Genomic DNA, 25,468 nt, shown 5'->3' with positions numbered 1-25,468 from the left:
TATGAAAAAGAAGCTGCTTTTGTTGTTGATTATTTTGAATGTGAGTTTTTCGCATTCACAATCAACTGTAGATTCCTTTTTAACACCTTCCGATACTTTAAATAAGTCAAGAAGAAACGTGGTAATTATTTCTGAAGCAGCAGTGGCTGGAGTGGCATTAGTGGGTTTAAATCAACTGTGGTATGCCGATTATCCTAGATCGGATTTTCGAATCATTAATGACAATGCCGAGTGGAACCAAATGGATAAAGTAGGTCACGTTTTTTCTTCCTATCACTTGGGTCGATTGAGCGCTGAGGCGTTACAATGGAGCGGTGTAAGCAAGAAAAATCAACTGATTTACGGTGCAACATCGGGTTTTGTTTTCTTAACGGCTGTTGAGGTTTTTGATGGTTATTCATCTCAATGGGGATTCTCGTACGGCGATTTAGTTGCCAATGCGGGTGGAACGTTGCTGTATGTTTCTCAAGAATTGGCTTGGAAAGAACAACGTATCGTTCCGAAATTTTCATTTCATACTACCGAATATGCTTCGGCACGACCGAATGTGTTAGGAAGTACATTCTCCGAACAAATTCTCAAAGATTACAACGGTCAAACGTATTGGTTGTCGGCCAATATCCATTCGTTTTTCAAACAAAGTAAAATTCCGAAATGGCTAAATATTGCCGTGGGTTATGGTGCAGAAGCGATGGTGACAGGAGAAGACGATTTGGTCAACACAATTTTCTTTCCGCAGCGCGAACGAACCCGTCAATTTTACCTCAGTTTTGATGCCGATTTAACCAAAATTAAAACCAAATCGCACGTATTGAAAACGCTATTTTCGTTGGTCAATACCATCAAAATTCCAGCACCCGCTTTTGAAATCCAATCGGCTGGAAGAAGCAAGTTTCATTTCTTGTACTTCTAACGGTATTAGTTTTTGTGTAGTTTTCCGCCACTGATGCACAGATTTAAATGCTATTGTCTCTTTAAAAGTTGTTAAAATAATTTGTGAATTAGTCCATCTGTTCGCTTCGCTCGAGTCGTGGCAAAAAAAGGAATCAGCGAATCAGCGGTAAAAAATCTAAAAACTCTTATAAATAATAAAAATTGCAGGACGATTGTGTAAATCGACTTTGGTTTTTTTCCATTCGGCTACACGAAGGGTTTTGATGTATTCGGAAGGTAAAGTTAAGTCGCAAGCAATACAAAGTAACGTATTGGGTTGTAAAGTCTGTAAAACGTCTTCCAGAAGTTTATTGTTGCGGTACGGCGTTTCGATGAACAACTGCGACTGGTTTTTGGAAAAGGATAGTTGTTCAAAGTTTTTCAGAGCGGCTTTTTTCTCGCCTTTATCAATGGGTAAATAGCCATTAAAAGCAAAACTTTGGCCGTTCATTCCGCTTCCCATCAAGGCCAATAGAATCGAACTTGGGCCAACCAGCGGAATCACTTGTATGCCTTTTTCGTGAGCTATTTTGACAATCGCAGCGCCAGGATCGGCTACTCCAGGACAACCCGCATCACTCATCAGACCAACATTTTTTCCTTCTAAACAAGGTTGAAGCATTTGATTGTGTTCGGAAACTTCGGTGTGTTTGTTTAAAGCTGAAAGATGCAAACTGGCTTGTACTTTTTCAGGAAGTATGCTTTTGATGAAGCGACGAGCGTTTTTTTCGTTTTCAACGATGTAATAATCAATAAATTCGATTGTGCGTTTTACAGTCTCGGGTAAAACATCCAATGGATTACTCTGTTTGGCCAATTCGCTTGAAGTAGTATCGGCCAGCGTAACTGGAATCAAATAGAGTTTTCCAGTGACTTTCATGAGTGTTTTTCGATAAGTTTTTTTGCTAGTAAATCAGTGGCTTCATCCAGCATCTCATACACCATATCAAAGCCATTTTGCAACCCATAATACGGATCGGGAACATCTACATTATCGCCAGGAAATAACTCGTTCAAAATCAATTCCACTTTTTGTTTGTGTTCATCTGTTTTGGCCAGAAAAGTTACATCATCGTAATTGGTATTATCCATCACATAAATGTAATCAAAATCTTCAAAATCTTTTGGGGAAAATTTTCGGGCTTTTTGATGTGAAATGTCCAAACCGTTTTTCTTGGCTGTTGCAATCGAACGATGATCGGGTTCGCGACCAATATGATAACCGCCAGTTCCAGCAGAATCAACAGTGAATTTATTTTTTGGAAGTTTAGAAGCGAGTAAACCTTCTGCCAACGGTGATCGACAGATATTACCCAAACAAACCATTAAGATTTTAACAGACATATTCAGTTATAACAATAGGACAATCTATAGCGATAGTTTCTTATTAATATCTTCTACAAACTTTTTGAATTGTTTGTCAGTAGATACCAAGTTGTCAACGGTTTTACAAGCGTGTAAAACTGTGGCATGATCTCTATCACCAATTTGTGAACCAATATTAGCTAAAGAAGCTTTAGTGAATTTTTTAGCAAAAAACATAGCCAATTGACGCGCTTGAACCACATGACGTTTTCTAGTTTTTGATTGTAATGTGTCTAAGTCCAACTGGAAATAATCAGAAACTACTTTTTGGATGTAATCAATTGAAATTTCTCGTTTTACATTTTTAACAAACTTCTCAACGATATTTTTCGCTAAATCCAACGTCACTTCTTTTTTATTGAACGACGATTGAGCAATTAACGAAATAATGGCGCCTTCTAATTCACGGACATTCGATTTGATGTTTCTCGCAACGTACTCTAAAATTTCATCCGGCATTTCAACGCCATCGCGGTACAAAATGTTTTTTAAGATGGAAATTCGAGTTTCGTAATCGGGTTGGTGTAATTCGGCAGACAATCCCCATTTGAAACGCGACAATAAGCGTTGCTCAATGTCTTGCATGTCAACCGGAGCTTTATCAGAAGTTAGAATTACTTGTTTTCCATTTTGGTGTAAATAATTGAAGATGTGGAAAAATACGTCTTGCGTTCCTGATTTTCCCGAAAGAAATTGAACGTCGTCAATAATTAGCACATCAATCAATTGATAAAAATGGATGAAATCGTTACGTGTGTTTTTCTTTACCGAATCGATGTATTGTTGAGTAAATACTTCTGCAGAAATGTACAACACGGTTTTTTCGGGATATTTATCTTTAATTTCAACACCGATAGCGTGAGCTAAATGGGTTTTTCCTAATCCAACACCACCAAAAATTAATAGCGGATTAAATGATGTTCCACCTGGTTTGTTGGCTACAGCCATACCAGCTGAACGCGCCAAACGATTGGAATCGCCTTCAAGGAAATTGTCAAAACTGTAATTCGGATTTAATTGGGATTCGATTTTTAGATTGCGAATTCCCGGAATCACAAACGGATTTTTAAGTTCTGGATTTAAATTTTTAAACGGAGCATCTATCTCTTGTGATTTTATTGGGCTGCGGTGCGCACTAGGCAATTGTTCCGTAAACGGTTGTTTGTTGCCATAAGTGTTTTCCATTTTAATTTTATACAGTAACTTTGCGTTTTTTCCTAGCTCTTTGGTTAAAGCCACTTTTAGTAATTTTACGTAGTGTTCTTCTAACCATTCATAGAAAAATTTACTAGGAACTTGAATGTACAATGCATTATCGGTTAGTTCAACTGACTTTATTGGTTCAAACCAAGTTTTGTAAGCTTGCTCTTGAATATTATCTTTTATAAAAGAGAGACAGTTTTCCCATACTGATTGCGCAGTTCTATTCATATTTTGTTAAAAAAAATGTTTATTATAAAGGTTATCTTACAAAAGAAATAGGTGACTTTCTTGTTGTTTTTTGGGATAACAAATATGTGAACAATTTTTCTTAAAAAAAAATTTTATTGAGGTTGATTTTTTAAAAATATTGTTGTATTGAAATTTAAAAGTTTAGATTAAAAGCAAAAAAATCGGATGAAGGAACACGAAATAAAAGTACGAGTAAGGTACTCAGAAACAGACCAAATGGGAGTGGTTTATCATGGGAATTATGCTCAATATTTTGAGATGGGACGTGTGGAATGGCTCAGAAATATGGGTATTTCTTACAAATGGATGGAAGATAACGGAATCATGCTTCCAGTTGTTTCATTAACAATGAATTACAAAAAACCGGCTCGTTATGATGACCTTTTAACCATTAAAACGAAGATGTTAAAATTGTCGTCGGTGAAGATAGAATTCGACTATGAAATCACAAATGAAAATAATGAGTTATTAACAACTGGGTATTCGGTATTGGTTTTCGTAGACATGAAAACGGGTCGACCAACTGCTCCTCCAAAATACATTTTGGATTTGATGTTAGAGTAAATATTATTCCTTTAATTGGATGTCAATTTCAAACATAGAATTAAAAATGTCGAATACCATTTCGGCATTTTTTTTTCGAGTGGCGATTTCAATTTGACAACTCTCATTCATTTGTTGGGATACCATTTCAAGGTTTTTTTCTTTGATGACACGCATCACTTTATTCATGTTTTTGTAGTCAAACGATAGTATATAATGTAAGTCGATTGTTTTTTCTATTATTTCAGAAGCCTCTAAAGCCATTTGAGCTGAAGTTCGGTAGGCCGAAATTAATCCACCAACACCTAATTTTACACCGCCAAAAAAACGAACAACTACTACTAAGATGTTGGTAAGTCCAAAGGATTGGATTTGACCGTAAATAGGCGCTCCAGCTGAATTACTTGGCTCGCCATCATCATTCGCACGAAACTGAATTTTGTCGGTTCCGATTTGAAAGGCGTAGCAAAAATGAACTGCGCCGTGGTGGTGTTTGCGTAAGATTTCCAAATGATTTTTGATTTCTTCCTCAGATCTAACAGGAAATGCATACCCAAAAAACTTGCTGTTTTTTTCTTTGAATAAGATTTCTTCAGAGGGAAAAGCTATGGTTTTGTAGGTATCAGTCATTATAAATTGCAATAAACAATTTTCAAATATCCTATAAATTCCAAATAACAAAAAACAAAACCCAAATAAATTCAAAGGTTCAAATTAAAAAAAATGTGTTTTGTAGACGATTTAAGATTTTGAATTTTGTCTTTGGTACTTTTTTGTAATTTGTTTTTTGGAGTTTGTAATTTATAATGGAAGTTCTTTCTTCTGAAACAAATCCACCACATCTTCTTCGCCTACTTGTAAGTTCCAAACATGGATTCCAAGACTTGCTGCTGCATCGGTATTGACTTTTTTGTCGTCTACAAACAAAGTGCGTTTGGGTGATAAATCGTGTTTGTTTAAAATGTAACTAAAAATGGCAGGATCGGGTTTTCGCATTCCCATTTCATACGAATAATACACTTTTTCAAAACATTGATAGAAGTCGCTGAAAAAGGAAATACCAACATTATGTTCGAATCTACTGATGTGGATTTCGTCGGTGTTGGTCAATAAAATCAGTTTGTATTTGTGTGAAAGCAATTGTAGAAATTCTAGACGATACAGCGGAAATTCACCAATAATAGTGTTCCAAGCCTCTCTGATTTGTTCGATACTCGCGTTGGGAATGAATTTAGTGAATGTTTCGAGAAACTGTAATTCGGTGAGTTGCCCTTTTTCGAATTGGTCATTGGCTTCAATAAGTTCTTCATTCGGTCCATTTAATCCTAATTTTTTGAAAGCCTCAATTTGAGCTTCCTTTTCTAAATTGATAAAAATGTCACCAAAATCAAAAATAATAGTACTAATCATGATTCTTTAGAATTAGGAGTTCGTCGTCCAATACCGTCTTTTTTTGAACCTTTTTTAGTTCAATTTTTGGAGCAGAAATACCTTCGTTTAGAATAATTTTCGATTTGAAAATACGAGCTTCATCCCACAAATCAGCCTCGATAAATGTTTCTAAAGTGCGTTTTCCGCCTTCAATAATAACCGATTGAATGTTCTGCCGATGCAAAATAGCAACAATTTGAAAAATCAATCGATTATCAAAGATAGCATTTTCAAAAATACGTTGGTCGATTGACTGTTTTTTTTCTTCTGTAATAATGATGGTTTTGGAATCAGTAGTGTAAATATGAAAATCTTCCGTAATTTTTCCAGTTTTATCTAAAGCAATTCGAATTGGATTTTGTCCTTTCCAATCGCGTACATCCAACTTTGGATTATCATCTAAGACGGTTTGAGTTCCCACTAAAATAGCTTGTTCTTCACTGCGCCATTTGTGCACCAATTGACGCGAATAGGTGTTGGAAATCCAGACTGGTTCATTAATTTCTTTATGCTTTGGAGCGATAAAACCATCGGCACTTTCTGCCCATTTTAAGATGATATACGGACGTTTTTTGGTGTGAAAGGTGAAAAAGCGTTGGTTCAATTCAGCACATTCTTTTTCTAAAACTCCAACAGTAACATTTCTTCCCGCTTCTTTTAATTTTTGAATTCCGTTGCCCGAAACTTTGGCAAATGGATCAATAGTTCCGATAACAATATTGGGAATGTTTTTTTCGATGATTAAGTCGGAACACGGCGGAGTTTTTCCATAATGACTACACGGTTCCAAACTAACGTAAATGGTTGATTGAGAAAGTAGTGTTGGATCTTTTACCGAATTGACAGCATTAACTTCGGCATGAGCTTCGCCTGCTTTTTGGTGCCAACCTTCGCCTATTATTTCATCATTGTATACAATCACACTTCCAACTAGCGGATTGGGATAAGTAGTTCCTAATCCGTTTTTGGCCAGTTCGATGCAGCGTTGCATATATTTTTCATGATGACTCATAGTGCAAAAATAGGATTTTATTATTGTGATGCGGTTCAAACATTTGATGTATTTTTGTGGTGTTACTATTAGATGATGATAATCAGAGAAATTCAAAAAGAAGATAATCCGCAAATTGCTCAAGTGATTCGCCAGGTTTTTATTGATGATAATTATCCAAAAATTGGGACTGCATTTGCAGACACTCAATTGGATTTTATGTTTGAAACCTATGACAAAGAAAGAGCCGTTTATTTTGTAATTGAAAATGATGGAAAGATTATTGGTGGAGCAGGAGTGAGTCAACTTGAAAATTCAAAAGAGAATATCTGTGAACTCCAAAAGATGTATTTTTTGCATGAAGCACGTGGTAAAGGATTAGGGTTGCAAATGATTGAAAAATGCTTGCAAAAAGCTACTGATTTTGGTTACGAAAAATGCTATTTAGAAACGCTGCCTGAAATGGTAATTGCCCAAAAACTTTATCAAAAACTCGGATTCGAATACCTTTGTGAACCCATGGGAACAACAGGTCATTCGAGTTGTCCGGTTTGGATGATAAAACAATTGACAATTGATAATTTATAATTGACAATTCATGCAAATCAAACAGTATAAAACAATTTTCCTCGACGAGCTTTCTTCGTTATATGATGAAAAAGAAGTGGAGAGTTTTTTTTATCTCATTTTGGAGCAATTTCATCAAAAAAAGAGAATTGATTTGGCTTTGAACCCTGATCTGGAAATGGATTCACTTCAGTTATTGCGCTGGGAAAGTGTAGTTGTCGAACTTAAAAAGCAAAAACCAATTCAATATATTTTAGGAGAAACTGAATTTTATGGTTTGCCGTTTTTGGTGAATGAAAATACCTTAATTCCACGACCCGAAACGGAAGAGTTAGTTGATTTAATTAGTAAAGAAAACCAAAATCAGTCTTCAGAAATTAAAATTATTGACATAGGAACAGGAAGTGGATGCATCGCTATTTCATTGGCTAAAAATCTTCCTAATGCTAAAGTTTCGGCTATTGACGTTTCCGAAAGAGCGTTAGCAACAGCAGAAAAAAATTCAGAAATTAATCAAGTAAAGGTTAATTTTATTCTGAAAAACATACTTGAAACGGATGATTTAGAAGAACAATTTGATGTTATTGTTTCGAATCCGCCCTACGTTAGAATGTTGGAAAAAGCCGAAATAAAACCCAATGTTTTAAACTACGAACCACATTTAGCTTTGTTTGTTGACGATAACGATGCCTTGCTTTTTTATCGGAAAATAGCACAATTAGCTCAAAAAAATCTTACACAAGGAGGAAAGCTATACTTTGAAATCAACCAATATTTAGGTAAAGAAACAGTTGAATTGTTGGAGAATTTAGACTTCAAAAACGTTCGGCTGATTCAAGATGTTTATGAGAATGATCGTATGATTGCGTGTCAAATATAGAAAGCAGAAGGCAGAGGCAGAATGCAGGAATTTTTTCAAGAAAATTTGTCAGGATTATTAATCATAAAGTTAATTAGTTTTCCAACCTCTAAACTTTTATTCGTCAACTCATTAAAAACTTCATTTGTTAAATAATTACAAGCAAGTGCATATTCTAACCATGATTGTGTTTCTGCATTCTCAGAATCACTGTCAGAAAGCTTAGAAATAAAGTGCTTTTGGTATCTGATTTTTCTGCTTGCATCAGCTATGTTGGCTGAAACACTCCTCGAGGAACGTCTTATTTGGTCTGTTAAAGAATATTTCTCTTCGGATGGGAACTTTTTAGAAACTTCAAAAATTTCCATCGATAAAATAAATGACTTTTTATAGGCTAATAAATCTTGAAATCGCATATAATAAAAATGTTTGTTGTGTTTTTATCTGCTTTCTGCTACTGCATTCTGCATTCTATTCATAGCGAAGCGCTTCAATAGGGTCTAATTTAGAAGCTTTTAATGCAGGATAGGATCCAGAAACTACAGCCACTATAAAAGTAGTAACTACGGCAGCCATCATTGCGCCCCAAGGAATGACAAAGGCAAAATCGAGTCCCAATGCGATGAAGTATCCAGTTGTAATTCCTAATATGATTCCCAATAATCCGCCTAATTGACCGATGATTAAGGTTTCAACAAAGAATTGCCATGCGATTGTTGATTTTTTGGCTCCCAATGATTTTCGAACACCAATTTCTCGAGTTCGTTCAGTAACCGAAACAATCATAATGTTCATTAATGCAATGGACGAACCGAGTATGGTTATGATTCCGATTATCCATGCTGACCAATTTAAAAACCCCGTCATTTCAGCGATTCGTTGCACCAAATCATCACTTCGGGAGATACCAAAATTGGCTTCTTCAACCGGATTTAATTTTCGGATTTGACGCATCGTAATCATAGCTTCTTCAACGGCTTGATCCAAAATTTCTTTTTTCTCGACCATTGTGCTGATAGAGTAGTTGATTCCGGGTTGACTGAATAATGAGCGTGCTACTTGGATCGGAATTAATACTCGTAAATCCTGACTGTTTCCGAAAGTAGAACCTTGTTCTTTAAGTACGCCAATCACTTTAAATTTGGCGCCGCGAACCGAAATTATTTTATCAATTGGATTAACATCTTTGAGTATACCTTTGGTGGCAAAATCACTTCCAATAACACAAACGTAGTTATTGTTTGAGATGTCAAAAGAAGTAAAGTTTCTGCCGTTGATGACTTCTAAACCATTATTGTTAGTAAAGTATTCGTCAACACCCAACACCTGAATTTCAGGATCGGTTTTTTTATTGTCGTATTTCACTTCAGCATTAGCCGTTGCAGTAAATGAAAGAGAAGTGTAGGTCAAAGGATAGTTGTATTTTTCTTTATACGCTTTGGCTTCTAGATACGATATAATTGGGTTTATTTTTTCAACTTCTCCGCCACCACGTCTGCGCGATGTAAACTCATATTGGTTGATGTTAAAGGTGTTGGAACCCATGGTGGCAAACTTGGAATTGAGTGTGTTATCCAAAGCAGAAACCACCGTTAGAATTCCGACCAAAGCCCAAATTCCGATGGCAATAATAAAAACGGTCAACACCGTACGCAACAATTGAGTGCGAATAGAACTGAAGGCGATTTTTACGTTTTCTTTGAATAATCCAACCATAGTACTTAGTTTGACACGAAATTACGGTTTTTGTTACAAGTTTATGATGTAAGAAGTGTAAAATAATTTTAAAAAGTTTGATATTTGCAGCGTCAATTGATAATTAACAATTGATAATTGACAATTGATAATTTATAATTAAAAAAATGGCATCTAAACCCAGTATTCCTAAAGGAACAAGAGATTTTTCACCTGTAGAGGTTTCCAAACGCAACTATATTATTTCGATTATGCGTCGTCATTTCGAAAAGTATGGTTATCAGCCTATTGAAACACCTTCGTTTGAAAATTCGGATACCTTGATGGGAAAATACGGTGAAGAAGGAGATCGTTTGATTTTTAAGATATTGAATTCAGGTGATTTTTTGGATAAAGTTCCATCAGAAGAACTACAAACCATAAACTACAAACAATTAACCTCTAAAATCTCCGAAAAGGCACTTCGTTACGACTTAACTGTGCCGTTTGCGCGTTATGTAGTGCAACACCAAGGCGAGATTGAGTTTCCGTTTAAAAGATATCAAATTCAGCCTGTTTGGCGAGCCGATCGTCCGCAGAAAGGTCGCTTTAGAGAGTTTTATCAATGCGATGCCGATGTGGTAGGTTCAACTTCATTATGGCAAGAAGTAGAGTTGGTGCAATTGTACGACAGTGTTTTTGCCGAATTGGGTTTGGAAGGTGTGACGATTAAAATCAACAATCGTAAAATTTTATCTGGAATTGCTGAGGTGATTGGTGCTTCAGATAAATTGATTGATTTTACGGTGGCTTTGGACAAACTCGATAAAGTAGGCGAGGAAGGTGTTAAAAAAGAAATGTTGGAAAAAGGCATTTCAGAAGCTGCTTTGCAAAAAGTACAGCCATTGTTTAGTTTTACGGGAACGATAGTAGAAAAAATCAATCAACTTTCTAATCTGCTTTCGGCATCTGAAGAAGGAAAAAAAGGCATTGAAGAACTGCGTTTTATTTGTGATAATGTGTCGAAACTTGGCTTGCAAAAAGCAGAATTGGACTTAGATGTGACTTTAGCGCGAGGTTTGAATTATTATACTGGAGCCATTTTTGAAGTTACGGCACCCAAAGGAGTCGAAATGGGTTCGATTGGCGGCGGCGGAAGATACGATGACTTGACGGGAATTTTCGGATTAAAAAATATGAGTGGAGTAGGAATTTCATTTGGTTTGGATCGAATTTATTTGGTGTTAGAACAACTGAATTTATTTCCGGAAACGGTAATTACATCCACGAAAGTGTTGTTTTTAAATTTTGGAGAAAGTCAGGCATTCGAAGCCATGAAAGCCATTCAGCAACTTCGAGCTCAAAATATAAAAGTAGAATTATATCCTGATGCGGCTAAAATTGACAAACAGTTCAAACACGCCGAGCGAAGAGCCATTCCGTTTGTGGTGAAAGAGATGAATGACGGTAAGTTTACGTTGAAAAACCTACAATCAGGAGAACAACTTATGGTTAGTTTGGACGAATTGGTTTCTCAACTTCAATAAAAAAACGTTACTTAATAAAAATAGAAAAGCCCCGATTTCTCGGGGCTTTTCCGTTGTCAAATCAATTATTTAAACCCTAATTAATAATGATTTTTCTGCTAGTATCGCCTTTTGTAGTTTTAATTTTTACAATGTAAGTGGCGGTACTTATATTTTTGATGGGCAATTGGATGTTGTTTTGAGCTTGGTCTTTTACGCTCCAAGTTCCGATTGCTTGTCCTAACATATTGTATAATTCTACTTTTTCAACGTTGGCATCAATCAAATTGTTTTTGATGTTCAGCATGTCGTTTGAACTAGTGTACGCAATTTGTATTGCATTACTATTTTCAAGATCAGTGATCCCTAATGCTTGCTCAGCAGTAATGAAACGCATATAGAAACGATCGTTTTCAATACCTTGAGGCAATTCAATAGTGAAGTCTTCAGTTGTGATGTCATGATATATTTCAGTTGTTTTATCGAAGATATATACATTCACATTATCATTTGTGAAGTTCTCTAATCCGTCTAAACTAAAGGTTACATTTCCTGTACCATCTGTTTTTATTCCTAATGGATAAATACTGTTGATATCAAAAGCACCTTCACCCGAAATGTTCAAGTTAGCACCACCATTGTAAAAATACATATCACTTGGTTGGTTGTCTAAAAGTAAAGCATCGTATCCAGTATCAATTCCGCTTGTAGCTTTTTCATCCATGAATCCCATTAATATTTGTCTGTGGTATCCATTTCTATCGTTGAAACCTAAACGTATCTTTTTGTATTCGTTTTCAGTAGCAGTATCATCTTGATTGTTGTTGAAGTGATCTACAACTAGCATGTTATTAGCTGCATTTCTGAACATTACATTAGAGTTTACGTTATCTTCTTTTACAAACGCTCTTTGAGTGTTGCTAAAGTTGATTGTTCCACCAGTTGCTGATCCGTACACGAAGAAACCTTGTCCAACCGGAATGAATCTACCAGGAATTCTAGAACTAGTTCCTAATCCGCTGATTCCAGGAGGCGATACTGGAGGAGTTCCACCTACTAAGTTACGTGCCGCATATCCACCTTGGTACTGTTGAAGTATGTGAGTATTATTAGTTGAATAATGCTCCCAGAAATATACCGCACCGGTTGTACTACCCGAGTTATCAGTTAAGAATGCATTGGCATCGATAGCTGAAGAGTAAGGGTTTCCACTCAAATTCAGATTGTTTGCTGAAATTGGAGATGAAATAGGACCGTTGTTTGGTTTTCCAACAAAAGTATAGTTTTGGTTGGTTGCTGCACCGCTTCCTTTTAAAGTATATCCTTGACCTGGACTTAAAGAACCATTCTGACCAACTGCTGCCCAGTTTGCGTAAGCTGGAGTTAAGTTTTGGAATTTGAAAATCCAATAACTACTCAATGTGATTGGGCTCGTTGGGCTACCGTTGATGCCTGAAGTCCAAGTTATATTTTGAGGTGTAGATGTTGTACCATCTTTCATCACGCCATTGACTGTATAAGCATTGTTATTAGTTGTGTTGTTTATTGCACCTACTGGAGAAGACCAATAGTTGTAATTGTAAATGTTATTTTGACCTTGTTGATCTCTTTGTAGTGAGCCTGAACTTGTTGGATCTAAATCACTATTCAAAGTTTGAACTAATTGAGATCTTCCAGCTAAATCAAGTACTCCATCAATTTTTAGATAATGCGATACTTCTAATTTAGAATCGTTATCAGCGCTTAATGTATTAGCATCTACAAATAATCCTAATAGGTTTTTATTACCCGTTGAGCTTACATTATGATCCGTACGAACGATGTTCCAATCAATAGGAGTTACACCATCAACAATAGATAAACTATAAGGTAAATCTTGTGTTGAACCATTCAACCAAGTAGCTGTATTTGACCACAAACCATTAGCTGTACTTTCGTAGGGCATTGGAGCTGTTTGTTGGTTGATTGAAATCTTGTCAGGAATTACTAAACTACCTCTATTAATGTTAACTGAGTCATCATCTAAGTGAGTTCCGATGTAGGAATTCATAGAGTAGTAAGCAAATAAGCTATTCCATAACAATGAATTAATATCATTTTTAGTTACAGTAGTAGGAATAATTGTTCCAGTTGTACCTGTTCCTGTTTGTAAAATTTCTTGGTTCAATATGAAACGGATTTCAGTTGGTGAAAGCGAACGATTCCACATTCTTAATTCATCTATATCGCCTTTGAATAAGTTTACAATATTAGTTTTTGTAATGTATTGAGCACCAATACTAAAGTTAGATGTTGTGGCAACAGGCGCAGTCGCTAGTGTAGCTGTACGATCCAATACACCATCAATGTACATATTTAAAGTTCCAGCATTGTAAGTAACAGCGATGTTGTGCCATTTTGCATCTGGGAAAGGAGTATTTGTAATAGCACTCATTGTAGTTCCACCTACAGACCATTCCATTCTTACTCTGTTGTTATTTTGAAGTACTAATCGGTAACCACTCGCAAAATTTGGTTTTTTTGCTAAGATAGTTCTTTCGTTACCTAAAGTGTTCATACCGTTTGGTTTAATCCATGTCATGATGGTAAATGCAGAACCAATTTCATTGGCATCACCAATTCTAACAAAGTCGTCAGTACCATCTAAAGTAATGTGTAAAGGATCAACCGCTCTGTGAGCTACACCAAAAGTGATGTATTTAGTTGCGTCAAAATCGTATAGACAAGTTTGGTCTGCTCCTGAAGTACTCATGAAAACGGTTTCAACACCAGTAGTAAATACAGAGTTTGTTGCTACCACCATTACATAGGCATCATTAGGGCCAAGAGCTGGTAAACCGCTGATGAATGAAGCTGTAGGAACATTTACTCTTGTAGTACCTACGTCGCCACCAGTTTCTACTACTTTCCATCTTCTATTAACCACTTCAGTGATTGTTGTGATTGTAGTTGGACCTAAGTCAACGTTGATAGGCACACCAGAGTTAGCCATGTTTCCGCCATTTGCACCCCAAACCAAATAACTTTTGTTAGTTGCAAATGTGTTGGTATTAGCCGTGTTTGTAGCAAGAATATCACCAAGACCAATGGTCATTACTTCAGTTGAATTGATACTTTTTGATTGTTTTTGAGTCAATCTCGAGATATCATCCCTACCAATACCAGCGATATCATAGTTGAATCCTGCGTTAGCAGTGGCATCCCAAATAATGTTACCATCTGAATTTGTATAATTCATTGATGTACCGTTTACACCTAATGTGATACCGTATTTAATAGCTAAATAGCTTTGAATGTTACTTCTTTCGATATCGGTTGCTCTATTACTTAAAGTAATGATTTCTCCGATTCTTCCATCCCAACTTCCGTCCCAGCCTTCACTACGTCCCATCCAGAATTGACTGTTGTTTACGTTAGCAAAGTCGGGTATATCATTAGTAGCATTAACCACATTATTAGCATTGAATGTCAAATTCATTCCGTTAATAGTAGCGTTATTGCTTGCATTGATGATTCCGGCAGCATTGTAATTTACTGTTCCACTTCCATCAACATGTGCTACACCGTATCCTGTTGGAGGAGTACCGCTAGTTGTACCTAAACAATAGGTAAGTACTTCATTAGTAAAACGGTTAGTATATCTACCGTAACCTATTCCTGTTCCATCAGTTTGATTTGTTGCAGGAACACGGTCACCACAGAAAATATCCAAACTTGCTGTAGCAGAAGTTACATTGATATCTGGAATTACTACTGCAAAAATATCTTGAGAATAGAATCCGCTTGTGCCTTCTAAATATTGTCTGGCTGGATCTAAATCAGTATAGTTTTGAGGTGAAGTTGCAGGGTTATTTGTAAAATCTACAACAGAGTTGAAGTTGATGTTATGAGTTGCATTGTTTCTGTAAACAGGAGCACCAACTGAACCTGGTCTAATTGCATTTACACCACGTGCTTGAGTGTTCCACGTGTTTACAGCTGAACCATCAGCAACACCTGTAGTACCGTTAAGTAAATCAGAACGGAACCATAATTGTAAATTACCTCTTACACCGCCTGGACCAAAGGTTAAGGCAGCAAATCCAGTTCCTTGTAAACTGAAATTATAAGGATTCTCGTCGGCATCATTATTAGCAATCGACATAGTTGCATTTCTTACACCTATAGCGCCCGGAGTGAATTGAACTTCAAAAGTTGTAAATCCGCTCACCGCTACTGTTGCACTTGGAGGAACAATAACAGTAAAGTCACCAGCATTTGCACCCGAGAAAGTGATGGCGCCAACTACTAATACACCAGTTCCTGTATTTCTGATGGTGAAAGTTCTTGACGTTGGAGCACCAACACCTGAACCTGCAAAATCAGTCCAATCTAGAGTAGAAGGAGTAGTATCACCATCTGCGATAGAGATGGCACTACCTTGTACGTCCATTTCAGATGGAGAAGCAGCACCGTTTCCTTGAATTCTGAAGCGGTATGGATTTTCGTTACTGTCATTATTAGTAAACGAAATATTAGCTAAAGCAGCACCTAAACCAGATGGAGTATAAGTTATATCAAAAGTAGTACTTCCGCCAGGAGCAACTGTTGCACTTGGAGCTGTTGTCAATACAAATTGACCTACACCACCTGTTATAGTAATAGCTCCAACATTTAATGTAGAAGAACCTGTATTTAAAATCGTAAAAGTACGTGTAACACCAATTCCTACACTAGTTGTGCCGAAGTCAGTCCAATCGGCTAGAGAAGGAGTCATGTCATTTTCAGCAATGGAAACTAAGTTACCTTGAACATCAATTTCTTGTTCAGTTCCTGTACCTTGAATGGCAAAGTTGTATGGGTTTTCGTTGCTGTCGTTGTTTACAAACGATAAATTAGCCGTTCTCAAACCTACCGCACTTGGGTCAAACGTAACTGTGAAGTTAGATGAGTTACCCGGTAAAATATTTGCATTTGGAGGTGTAGTCAATGTGAAATCACCTGCATTAGCTCCAGTAAAAGAGAATGCACCAATGGTTAAGGTTAACGTTCCAGTATTACGAATTGTAAAAGTTTGCACAACAGTTCCTGATACAGCATCAGTAGAACCAAAATCAGTCCAGTCTGCTAAAGACGGAGTGGCATCGCCATCAACAATTAGGGTAGCGTTTCCTTGAACTTCAATTTCTTGTTCAGTAGCTGTACCTTGAAGAGCATAGTTGTATGGGTTTTCGTTGGCATCACCATTAACAATAGAAATTGTAGCTACTCTTACACCAGCAGCACTAGGATTGAAGCGAACTACAAAGTTAGTGCTACCACCAGCTGCAACAACTGCTGCAGGAGGAGTGATTACAGTAAAATCAGCTGCATTTAAACCAGAGAATGTAATTGCGCCAACCGTTAAAGGTAAAGTTCCGTTGTTGAAGATAGTATAAGGTCTGTTTACACCTACACCTACAGATGTTGAACCAAAATCGGTCCAATCTGCAGTAGTTGGAGTCACATCACCATCTACAATGGATACTGCGTTACCTTGAATATCAATTTCAGGGCCAGCACCTGTTCCCGTTAAAGCAAAGTTATATGGGTTTTCGTCAATATCACTATTTACGATTGAGATAGTTGCATTTCTAGCTCCAGTTGCAGAAGCCGTAAAAGTTACAACAAAAGTTGTACTTCCACTTGCAGGCACTGGACTTGTTGGAGCTGTTGTGATTGCATAATCACCAGCAGCCACACCAGCAAAAGTAATTGCACCTAATGTAAGAGGAGCAGTAGCACTTGTGTTTTGAATGGTAAACGATTGAGTTACACCCACACCAATTATTTGAGCACCAAAATCAGTTCCGTCTAATAAAGAAGGAGTTGCGTCGTTGTCAGGAATTGAGATAGCATTTCCAGTGATGTTTATTTCTGGAATAGGATATGTAATGATAATTTGTCCATCAGCGCCATTTCCTCCTACCGGAGATCCAGCAGTTCTGAGAGCACCACCACCACCACCACCAGGAGTGTTTCCGGGTGAACCGTTTCCTGATGATACAGTACGACCATTTCCGCCGTTACCACCACCATTGATAGCAATACCACCAACAGCAACTAAACCGTTTGCACCTGCATTGGCAGTTCCTGCCGAAGCACCACCACCACCACCGTTTACACCGGCCACACCATTAGCACCATTACCTCCGTTAAAGGCAACATCTCCGATGCACGAAGCGGCAGCTCCGCCTGTTGCACCTGTTGCAGTATTGTTAGGCACAGAGTCTCCTCCTTTGGCTCTAACTACGACAACACTAGATGGGTTGATTAATTCTGAATCTACTCCTGCAGCGGTTGAGTTGGCACCAGTTCCTACAGCTACTGTATAAACTTGACCAGGTGATACTGCTACTACTCTTCGTGAGTAAGCACCACCACCACCACCACCGTAGCCACCGCTTCCAGAAGTTCTGGAACCACCGCGACCACCACCGCCCCAAGCTTCTACAGTAATAGAAGTAACTCCTGCCGGTACAGTGAATGTACTGGATGAGTTGTAGGTTTGGGATACTGTTTGTGCATTACCAACTACTGCTGTCAATAGAAGCAGAGTAAAGCAAAACAGTGATTTTAAATGCGTAAAATTTTTCATAACTTATAGGGTTTAGTTTATGATACATTTTTAATTTGAACTAATAATGTTGATCATCAATTCTGTTTTTGACATTACAAATATAATTGGCATTTTTTAAATTTCCGATGAAATGCATCATAAAATCGATGAAATGCATAAAATCGACGAAATACACTGTAATAATCTTACAAATGTATTTTTTACTAAACCTTTTTCTTCTTAGTTTAGGTGTTTTGTAAGAAAAAAAAACCATCAAATTAATTTTTGATGGTTTTTATTAAAAATTAGATTTGGGGCTCTAATCGTTATCTTTTTACAATTCTTATATTCTTGATTTCATTACCTATAGTAATAATAAGAGTATATACTCCAGTTGGATAATCATTTCCTAATGCAATAGATTCCAATTCATTTACATTTAATGTTTTGTTTTCAATTGATCTTCCCATTAAATCGTAAACGGCGATATTAATTTTATTGGCATTGCTGTTTTCTAATTTTAATGTGAAAGTATCTGTAAATGGATTAGGAGCAACCGTTGCTGAAATTTCTTTGTTATCAGTTGCATCAATAATCTTAGCAGAATTACTTAAAGTAGTAATATTACATGCTACTCCGTAAGGTAAGAAAGTTCCATCGTGATTTTTTACTGCTACTTCAATACTGTATGTTTTATCCAGTTCAATATTGCTTAACATATTCAACTTCATGCTTCTGATCGGGCTGTCGTAAATTTGTACATTACTTGTGTTTTCAGTATCAGTAACTCTGAAACGGTAACCATCGATGTAAGTAACATTATCTGCGTAAAGGAATGTGTTTAAGTCCGATAAAGAGATTCCGCATTGAGAAGCTTGAATTTTTGTTGAAACACTTGGCGTGATGATTACACATGCAGGAATACGCGTAAAGCTTGAATATACATTATTAATCTTAGCCGCTACTTCTACATAGAAAGTAGTGTTGTACGCATAATTATCCAATTGTGCTAAATTAAATGTTCTCAGATTTCTATCAATTGTTCTTACTTCATTTGTAGTTAAATTAGTAACTCTGAAGCGGTAACCTTGCGCACCAGAAACATTAGCAGCATAAATTGCCTGATTCATTGTAGTTACTAAGATTGGGCGAACATTTACATTAGCATCGTTACAATCGCTATTGTATATTGAACCTCCACAAGCGACCATTGTAGTTGTACCAAATCCATCACCATCAGCATCAAGATATAGAATTTGATTGTCATTACAATCAGTGTTGTCAGTTACACCACAAGCGACAAGAGTTGTAGAACCGAAACCGTCGTTATCATTATCTGCATAAGTTAATAAATTATCATTGCAATCAGTATTGTTACTTACGCCACAAGCAGAAGGAGTTGTTGAACCAAAACCGTCGTTATCATTATCAACATACGTCAATAAGTTATCATTACAATCGGTGCTGTCAGTTACACCACAAGCAACAAGAGTTGTTGAACCGAAACCATCACTATCGTTATCAGCGTATTGTAATTGAGCATCATTACAATCAGTGTTGTTCGTTACACCACAAGCTACAAGAGTAGTTGAACCGAAACCGTCATCATCGTTATCTGCATACGTTAATGCATTATCATCACAATCGGTAGAGTTGGTCACACCACAAGCTACAAGAGTAGTTGATCCGAAACCGTCACCATCGTTGTCTGCATAAGTTAATAAACTATCATTACAATCACTGTTGTTGCTTACACCACAAGCTGAAGGAGTAGTTGAGCCATAACCATCGTTATCATTATCAACATACGTCAATAAGTTGTCATTGCAATCGGTATTGTCAGTTACACCACAAGCTACAAGAGTAGTTGATCCGAAACCGTCGTTATCATTATCGGCATAAGTTAATAAACCATCATTACAATCACTGTTGTTGCTTACACCACAAGCTACAAGAGTAGTAGAACCAAAACCGTCACCATCGTTATCTGCATAAGTTAATGCATTATCGTCACAATCGGATGAGTTAGTTATACCACAAGCTACAAGTGTAGTCGAGCCAAAACCGTCTCCGTCATTATCTGCATATGTTACTACATTATCATCACAATCGGTAGAGTTGGACACACCACAGGCAGAAGGAGTTGTAGAACCGAAACCGTCGTTGTCATTATCAACATACGTTACTAAATCATCGTTGCAATCGGTATTATCAGTTACACCACAAGCCACAAGAGTTGTCGAACCAAAACCATCGTTGTCATTATCTGCATACGTCAATAAATTGTCATTACAATCTGTATTATTTAGAACATAACCAATAGGTTGAGTGGTTGCACTAATTGAAACATTAGGATTACCAAAACCATCTCCGTCTGCATCCTGATAATAAGTAGATGAGTTGTTGTTCGGGTTGTTGTCGTCTGGGTCATCGCTATTGCTAACACCACAAGCCACCATTACATCTGATCCTAAACCATCACTATCGTTATCTTGATATTGAATTTCGTTATCGTTACAATCAGTATCATTTAAAACATATCCTTCGATAGGAAAACACGAGATAATCATTTCGTTGGCATTACCAAAACCATCAGCATCTAAATCTTGATAATATAAAGCCAAGGAATGATATGCTGCATTTGTATCGTCACAATCGTCTGTATTCAATACACCACAGTTAGTAGTATTTGATGATCCAAAACCATCACCATCTATATCTTCATACTGAATTTGATTATCATCACAGTCACTAGAGTTTAAAGCTCCACAACCAACTAAAACCGTTGAACCGTAACCGTCTTCGTCTAAATCTTGATATTGCAGTTGGTTGTCGTCACAGTCTAAGAAATTATCAACAAAACCAAAAGGTTGGAAACAAGTAGTTAAAGAGACTGAGAACAATCCAAAACCATCACCATCATTATCTTGATAATACGTAACCGGACCGTGTAATTCTGAGTTTTCATCATCGCAATCGATACTGTTTGGAGCACCACATGCTGCAGGAGTTGTAGATCCAAAACCATCATTATCATTGTCTGTGTATAATATTTGAGTGTCATCACAATCACTATCATCCAAAACATATCCTTCTGGTTGAGAGCACGATTGTATAGTAACACTAGGATTACCAAAGCCATCACCATCAGTATCTTGATAATAAGTTGTGGTTGTAATTAAGATATTATTATCATCACAATCATCGCTGTTCGTTACACCACATCCCGCTAGTATCGTTGATCCATAGCCATCTTGATCGTTGTCTTCGTATTGAATTTCTGTGTCATCGCAATCACCATCATTATCAACAAATCCTTCGGGTTGAGTACAAGCAAATACTATTGTTGATTCAGATCCAAAACCATCACCATCTTCATCAATGAAATAGGCAATAGCTTCGAATAATTCGGCATTGCTATCATCACAATCTGTATTATTTGTTACTCCACATCCAGCAGTAACATTAGATCCAAAACCATCACCGTCTAAATCTTCGTATAAAATTTGGGTATCGTCACAATCTGCATCGTTGGCTACAAAACCATTTGGAGCTGTACAAGCGCTGATTGTTGTGGTATCACTTCCGTAACCATCTCCATCAGCATCAATATAAAAAGTGGTAGCTTGATTTAAATTTGAGTTAGTGTCATCACAATCGGTAGCATTTGTTACACCACAAGCAGCCATTGTTGTTGAACCAAATCCATCATTATCATTGTCCTCATATAAAATTTGGTTATCGTCACAATCCGAATTGTCTGTTACATAACCTTCGGGTTGTGTACAAGATTGTACTGATGAAGTAGCGTCACCAAAACCATCACCATCAACATCAGCATAATAGGTCACTGTTGATCCACCAATGGTAATTATAACTGTTTGATTTTGAGTTGAAGTATTTCCGTTACCGTCGTTGTAAGACCAAACGATAGTATGAGTTCCCGGAGTAGTATAAGTTAATGGGCTAGACGTTGTTCCGTTTACGATTCCTACACAATTGTCGTTTGCTGTAGGCACGTTTGTAACAGTTGCTGAGCACTCTCCGGTAATAGTGGGTAATGATGATAAACTAGCTACTGGAGCAATGGTATCATCGATATTTACAGTTTGTTGCTGAGTTGAAGAATTGCCTTGCGCATCAGTATAAGTCCAAGTAATAACATAAGTTCCTTGTGTTGTATAAGTTAGTGGATTAGTTGTTGTTCCGACGATAGTTCCATTGCAATAGTCAGTAGCAGTTGGAGTTGACACAGTGGCAGAACATTGTCTGTTGATTGTTGGTAAATTAGCCAGATTTGGAACAGGCGCAGTTGTATCATCTACAATTACCGTTTGATTTTGAGAAAAAGTATTTCCGTTTCCATCATCGTAATTCCAGGTTACGGTATACGTTCCTTGTGTTGTATATAAAAATGGGCTAGTTGTTGTTGCCATAACTGTTCCAGAACAGTTGTCAGTAGCGGTAGGAGTAGTTAGGTATGCAAAACATTGTCCTACAATATCAGGCAAATTCATAACATTTGGAACTGGAGCCAAAGTATCGCTTATGATAACGGTTTGACTTTGAGTTGAAAGATTTCCATCTCCATCGTCGTATAACCAAAGTACATAGAAAGTTCCTTGTTCGTTATAAGTCAAAGGACTGATTGTTGTTCCTGTGATTAGTCCGTAGCAATCACTTGTTGCAGTTGGAGCTGTTAGTGTAACTGAACATTGCGCGGTAATATCAGGCAATGAAGTTACGTTAGGAACAGGAGCTGAACAATTGGGGGAATTGACAGCATTTTGTGTAGGATTTTTAGGTGAATAATTGGGATAGGTTTTATTAACCTCATTTTCCTTTTTAATCACTTCATTCGAATTGTCATTTATTGCAAATGACAAACTGGTACACAAAATAGTTAACCAGATAGTTAGAGTAAAGTTTTTCATATTGTATTAGGTTTTGTTGAACAAATCTAAATAATAGTTAGTTATAAACAAAGCATATAGTCGACTAAATGCATTTTACATCGACAAAATACTTAATATTTAAAAATATAAAAGTTAAATCTTACAAAATATTGATTTTTTGTAGAACAATAACTATTTGATTTTAAGTTTATTGAAGTACAATTTTTCTGATTTTTCGTTTTGTTTGTTAAAAAAGTTAAGGATAGAATAAAATATAAAAAAAACCATCAAAAGTTAATTTGATGGTTTTCATTAAAAATTAGATTTGGGGCTCTAAAATTTATCGTTTAATTATTCTCAGGTTTTTAGTTTCATTTCCGATAGTTAAGATCACTGTGTATACACCTGTAGGATAATCTCTTCCTAATGTTACTTTTTCTAATTCATTCGAGTTGAAAGTTCCGTTTTCAACTTGTCTTCCCATTAAATCATACACCTGAATCGAAACTTTTTCATCCATAGTGTTTTCTATTTTAATGTTGAATGAATCAACAAATGGGTTAGGAGCAACTGTTACGACATACTCTTTTTGAACAGTTGAAATAAACTTACCAATTGTACTTGGAGTTGTTACCAAACAAGTTTCACCATAAGGTAAGTATGTTCCGTCAGTATTTCTAACCGCTACTTCAATAATGTAAGTTGTATTGTTTTGAACGTTACTAAATAAACTCATTCTAACATCTCTAATTGGTCTATCCAGAATTTGAACATCATTTGAGTTATTTGTGTTAGTTATTTTGAATCGGTAACCAGTTGCATAAGAAACTAAATTGGCATACAAAACAGTATTCAGGTTAGTGAGTGTGATTCCGCATTGAGAACTCTGAATTTTTGTTGTTACCACTGGAGTTACAACACTACAAGCCACACTTGTGAATGGTCCGAAAACATTGTTTACTCTAACAGCTACTTCAACATTATAAGTTTTATTGAACGCATAATTGGTTAATTGAGTCAATTTGAAAACTCTCAACGTTTTGTCTATAGTTTGAACTTGTCCAGTTGTTGTATCAGTGATTCTGAATCGGTAAGTTTGAGCACCAGAAACTAAATTAGTGTAGATGTTTTGATCGATAGTTGACAATACCAAAGGATAAACCATAGCATTGGCATCATTACAGTCGCTATTATTTATTGACCCGCATGGAGCTAATACATTTGATCCAAAACCATCATTATCATTATCTTGATACGTTAGAAGGGCATCGTTGCAATCAGTACTGTTGGTTACATATCCTTCTGGTTGAGTACAAGCTTGCGTCATAACATTTGCATTACCAAAACCGTCGCCATCAGCATCTTGATAATAGGTGTTGAATTCGTTTGAATTAGGATTATTATCATTACAATCGGTATTATTGGTTACATAACCTTCAGGTTGAGAACATGCTTGCGTTGAAACAGCAGGATTACCAAAAGTATCACCATCAGCATCTTGATAATAGGTTGTTAATGCATTTTGATTAGAGTCGTTGTCATTACAATCATTAGAATTGGTTACACCACAAGCAACTAAAGTTGTAGAACCGAATCCGTCGTTATCGTTGTCAGCATAAGTTAGTAAATTATCATCACAATCGTTAGAATTCGTTACACCACAAGCTACAAGAGTAGTTGAACCGAATCCGTCTCCGTCGTTGTCAACATAAGTTAATAAGTTATCATCACAATCATTAGAATTCGTTACACCACAAGCAACTTGAGTTGTAGAACCAAATCCGTCTCCGTCGTTATCCGCATATTGCAATTGATTATCATCACAATCGATAGAATTCGTTACACCACATGCTACAAGAGTAGTCGAACCGAAACCGTCGCCGTCGTTGTCAGCATAAGTTAATAAGTTATCGTCACAATCGTTAGAATTCGTTACACCACAAGCAACTTGAGTTGTAGAACCAAATCCGTCGCCGTCGTTGTCAGCATATTGTAATTGATTATCATCACAGTCGTTAGAATTCGTTACACCACAAGCGACAAGAGTTGTAGAACCGAATCCGTCATTATCGTTATCTGCGTATTGCAATTGATTATCATCACAATCGTTAGAATTAGTTACACCACAAGCTACAAGAGTTGTAGATCCGAAACCGTCGCCATCGATGTCAGCATATTGCAATTGATTATCATCACAATCATTAGAATTCGTTACACCACAAGCAACAAGAGTTGTAGAACCAAATCCGTCTCCGTCGTTATCAGCATATTGCAATTGATTATCATCACAATCGTTAGAATTCGTTACACCACAAGCTACAAGAGTTGTAGAACCGAATCCATCACCGTCGTTGTCAGCATAAGTTAATAAGTTATCATCACAATCTAAATTATTTGGAACATAACCAATTGGTTGATCGCACGATTGTATAGTGTTGTTTACAGAACCAAAACCGTCGCCATCTGCGTCAGCATAATAAGTTACCACAGCTCCACCACTCGTAACAATTACTGTTTGTTGTTGCGTTGAGGTATTTCCGTTACCATCATTGTAAGACCAAGTTACGGTGTAAGTTCCTTGTGTATTGTAAGTTAAAGGATCGTTAGTAGTTGCAGTAATTGTTCCAGCACAGTTATCTGTAGCTGTTGGAGCCG

General features: G+C 36.7%; 16 protein-coding genes. 5 read left to right on the top strand and 11 right to left on the bottom strand.

The genetic code is table 11. The features are described 5' to 3' along the window. Position 1: 1 nt before the first annotated feature. A complete protein-coding gene (locus tag VK161_RS15280; protein ID WP_324215667.1) occupies positions 2-913 on the top strand; it encodes a DUF2279 domain-containing protein in 912 nt (303 codons plus the stop codon). 156 nt (positions 914-1,069) lie between these two features. On the opposite strand, the gene VK161_RS15275 is transcribed toward VK161_RS15280, so the two are convergent. The 3 genes from VK161_RS15275 to dnaA are packed head-to-tail and all read right to left on the bottom strand — an operon-like array spanning position 1,070 to position 3,729. After that, entirely contained in the window at positions 1,070-1,813 is a 744-nt protein-coding gene (locus VK161_RS15275) for an SAM-dependent methyltransferase (protein WP_324215666.1), read from the bottom strand. After that, a complete protein-coding gene (locus VK161_RS15270; protein WP_324215665.1) occupies positions 1,810-2,277 on the bottom strand; it encodes a low molecular weight protein-tyrosine-phosphatase in 468 nt (155 codons plus the stop codon). The genes VK161_RS15275 and VK161_RS15270 overlap by 4 nt, the downstream gene beginning before the upstream one ends. 24 nt (positions 2,278-2,301) lie before the next feature. Next, the gene (gene dnaA / locus VK161_RS15265) at positions 2,302-3,729 is read right to left on the bottom strand and encodes a chromosomal replication initiator protein DnaA (protein WP_324215664.1); all 1,428 of its coding nucleotides are present in this window, start codon (positions 3,727-3,729) and stop codon (positions 2,302-2,304) included. Between the two features lie 186 nt (positions 3,730-3,915). Between dnaA and VK161_RS15260 the strand changes: the two genes are divergently transcribed. Next, on the top strand, positions 3,916-4,314 hold the full coding sequence (locus VK161_RS15260; protein ID WP_324215663.1) for a thioesterase family protein: 399 nt from the start codon (positions 3,916-3,918) through the stop codon (positions 4,312-4,314). 3 nt (positions 4,315-4,317) lie between these two features. On the opposite strand, the gene VK161_RS15255 is transcribed toward VK161_RS15260, so the two are convergent. From VK161_RS15255 to ribD, 3 genes are all read right to left on the bottom strand, one after another. After that, on the bottom strand, positions 4,318-4,923 hold the full coding sequence (locus tag VK161_RS15255; RefSeq protein WP_324215662.1) for an IMPACT family protein: 606 nt from the start codon (positions 4,921-4,923) through the stop codon (positions 4,318-4,320). A 171-nt stretch (positions 4,924-5,094) separates the two neighbouring features. Then, on the bottom strand, positions 5,095-5,703 hold the full coding sequence (locus tag VK161_RS15250; RefSeq protein ID WP_324215661.1) for an HAD family phosphatase: 609 nt from the start codon (positions 5,701-5,703) through the stop codon (positions 5,095-5,097). Beyond that, positions 5,696-6,736, bottom strand: coding sequence for a bifunctional diaminohydroxyphosphoribosylaminopyrimidine deaminase/5-amino-6-(5-phosphoribosylamino)uracil reductase RibD (ribD, locus tag VK161_RS15245; protein WP_324215660.1), 1,041 nt, complete (start codon positions 6,734-6,736; stop codon positions 5,696-5,698). Before ribD ends, VK161_RS15250 begins: the two co-directional genes overlap by 8 nt. 72 nt (positions 6,737-6,808) lie before the next feature. Here ribD and VK161_RS15240 point away from each other — a divergent pair, with 72 nt between their 5' ends. Both VK161_RS15240 and prmC read left to right on the top strand, forming a co-directional pair. After that, positions 6,809-7,303: a GNAT family N-acetyltransferase gene (locus VK161_RS15240; RefSeq protein WP_324215659.1), complete on the top strand. Its 495-nt coding sequence runs from the start codon at positions 6,809-6,811 to the stop codon at positions 7,301-7,303. A gap of 10 nt (positions 7,304-7,313) precedes the next feature. Continuing rightward, positions 7,314-8,162: a peptide chain release factor N(5)-glutamine methyltransferase gene (prmC, locus tag VK161_RS15235; RefSeq protein WP_324215658.1), complete on the top strand. Its 849-nt coding sequence runs from the start codon at positions 7,314-7,316 to the stop codon at positions 8,160-8,162. A gap of 35 nt (positions 8,163-8,197) precedes the next feature. Here the strand turns inward: prmC and VK161_RS15230 are convergent, their stop codons facing one another. After that, positions 8,198-8,557, bottom strand: a complete 360-nt coding sequence (locus tag VK161_RS15230) for a four helix bundle protein (RefSeq protein ID WP_324215657.1) — start codon at positions 8,555-8,557, stop codon at positions 8,198-8,200. A gap of 55 nt (positions 8,558-8,612) precedes the next feature. Then, positions 8,613-9,857 carry an ABC transporter permease gene (locus VK161_RS15225; RefSeq protein ID WP_324215656.1) on the bottom strand — a complete coding sequence of 415 codons (1,245 nt, stop codon included), beginning with the start codon at positions 9,855-9,857 and terminating at the stop codon, positions 8,613-8,615. Positions 9,858-10,003: 146 nt separating this feature from the next. Between VK161_RS15225 and hisS the strand changes: the two genes are divergently transcribed. After that, entirely contained in the window at positions 10,004-11,362 is a 1,359-nt protein-coding gene (gene hisS / locus VK161_RS15220; RefSeq protein WP_324215655.1) for a histidine--tRNA ligase, read from the top strand. Positions 11,363-11,438: 76 nt separating this feature from the next. On the opposite strand, the gene VK161_RS15215 is transcribed toward hisS, so the two are convergent. From VK161_RS15215 to VK161_RS15205, 3 genes are all read right to left on the bottom strand, one after another. Then, the gene (locus VK161_RS15215; protein ID WP_324215654.1) at positions 11,439-17,957 is read right to left on the bottom strand and encodes a choice-of-anchor D domain-containing protein; all 6,519 of its coding nucleotides are present in this window, start codon (positions 17,955-17,957) and stop codon (positions 11,439-11,441) included. 287 nt (positions 17,958-18,244) lie between these two features. Then, positions 18,245-22,852, bottom strand: coding sequence for a T9SS type A sorting domain-containing protein (locus VK161_RS15210; protein ID WP_324215653.1), 4,608 nt, complete (start codon positions 22,850-22,852; stop codon positions 18,245-18,247). A 301-nt stretch (positions 22,853-23,153) separates the two neighbouring features. Further along, on the bottom strand, positions 23,154-25,468 hold a 2,315-nt coding region (locus tag VK161_RS15205; protein WP_324215652.1), incomplete at its 5' end, for a T9SS type A sorting domain-containing protein.

The organism is Flavobacterium sp. (assembly GCF_035299245.1).
Lineage (GTDB): Bacteria > Bacteroidota > Bacteroidia > Flavobacteriales > Flavobacteriaceae > Flavobacterium.
The sequence above is the reverse complement of the archived record's forward strand: the minus strand, read 5'-3'. Positions and strand labels throughout refer to the sequence as shown.

What these genes read in the sequence shown, in the direction of transcription:
- VK161_RS15215 (WP_324215654.1), bottom strand. Translation starts at nt 17,957, where the DNA reads ATGAAAAATTTTACGCATTTAAAATCACTGTTTTGCTTTACTCTGCTT.
- VK161_RS15255 (WP_324215662.1), bottom strand. Translation starts at nt 4,923, where the DNA reads ATGACTGATACCTACAAAACCATAGCTTTTCCCTCTGAAGAAATCTTA.
- hisS (WP_324215655.1), top strand. Translation starts at nt 10,004, where the DNA reads ATGGCATCTAAACCCAGTATTCCTAAAGGAACAAGAGATTTTTCACCT.
- VK161_RS15275 (WP_324215666.1), bottom strand. Translation starts at nt 1,813, where the DNA reads ATGAAAGTCACTGGAAAACTCTATTTGATTCCAGTTACGCTGGCCGAT.
- prmC (WP_324215658.1), top strand. Translation starts at nt 7,314, where the DNA reads ATGCAAATCAAACAGTATAAAACAATTTTCCTCGACGAGCTTTCTTCG.
- VK161_RS15210 (WP_324215653.1), bottom strand. Translation starts at nt 22,852, where the DNA reads ATGAAAAACTTTACTCTAACTATCTGGTTAACTATTTTGTGTACCAGT.
- VK161_RS15250 (WP_324215661.1), bottom strand. Translation starts at nt 5,703, where the DNA reads ATGATTAGTACTATTATTTTTGATTTTGGTGACATTTTTATCAATTTA.
- VK161_RS15280 (WP_324215667.1), top strand. Translation starts at nt 2, where the DNA reads ATGAAAAAGAAGCTGCTTTTGTTGTTGATTATTTTGAATGTGAGTTTT.
- dnaA (WP_324215664.1), bottom strand. Translation starts at nt 3,729, where the DNA reads ATGAATAGAACTGCGCAATCAGTATGGGAAAACTGTCTCTCTTTTATA.
- ribD (WP_324215660.1), bottom strand. Translation starts at nt 6,736, where the DNA reads ATGAGTCATCATGAAAAATATATGCAACGCTGCATCGAACTGGCCAAA.
- VK161_RS15230 (WP_324215657.1), bottom strand. Translation starts at nt 8,557, where the DNA reads ATGCGATTTCAAGATTTATTAGCCTATAAAAAGTCATTTATTTTATCG.
- VK161_RS15225 (WP_324215656.1), bottom strand. Translation starts at nt 9,857, where the DNA reads ATGGTTGGATTATTCAAAGAAAACGTAAAAATCGCCTTCAGTTCTATT.
- VK161_RS15240 (WP_324215659.1), top strand. Translation starts at nt 6,809, where the DNA reads ATGATGATAATCAGAGAAATTCAAAAAGAAGATAATCCGCAAATTGCT.
- VK161_RS15260 (WP_324215663.1), top strand. Translation starts at nt 3,916, where the DNA reads ATGAAGGAACACGAAATAAAAGTACGAGTAAGGTACTCAGAAACAGAC.
- VK161_RS15270 (WP_324215665.1), bottom strand. Translation starts at nt 2,277, where the DNA reads ATGTCTGTTAAAATCTTAATGGTTTGTTTGGGTAATATCTGTCGATCA.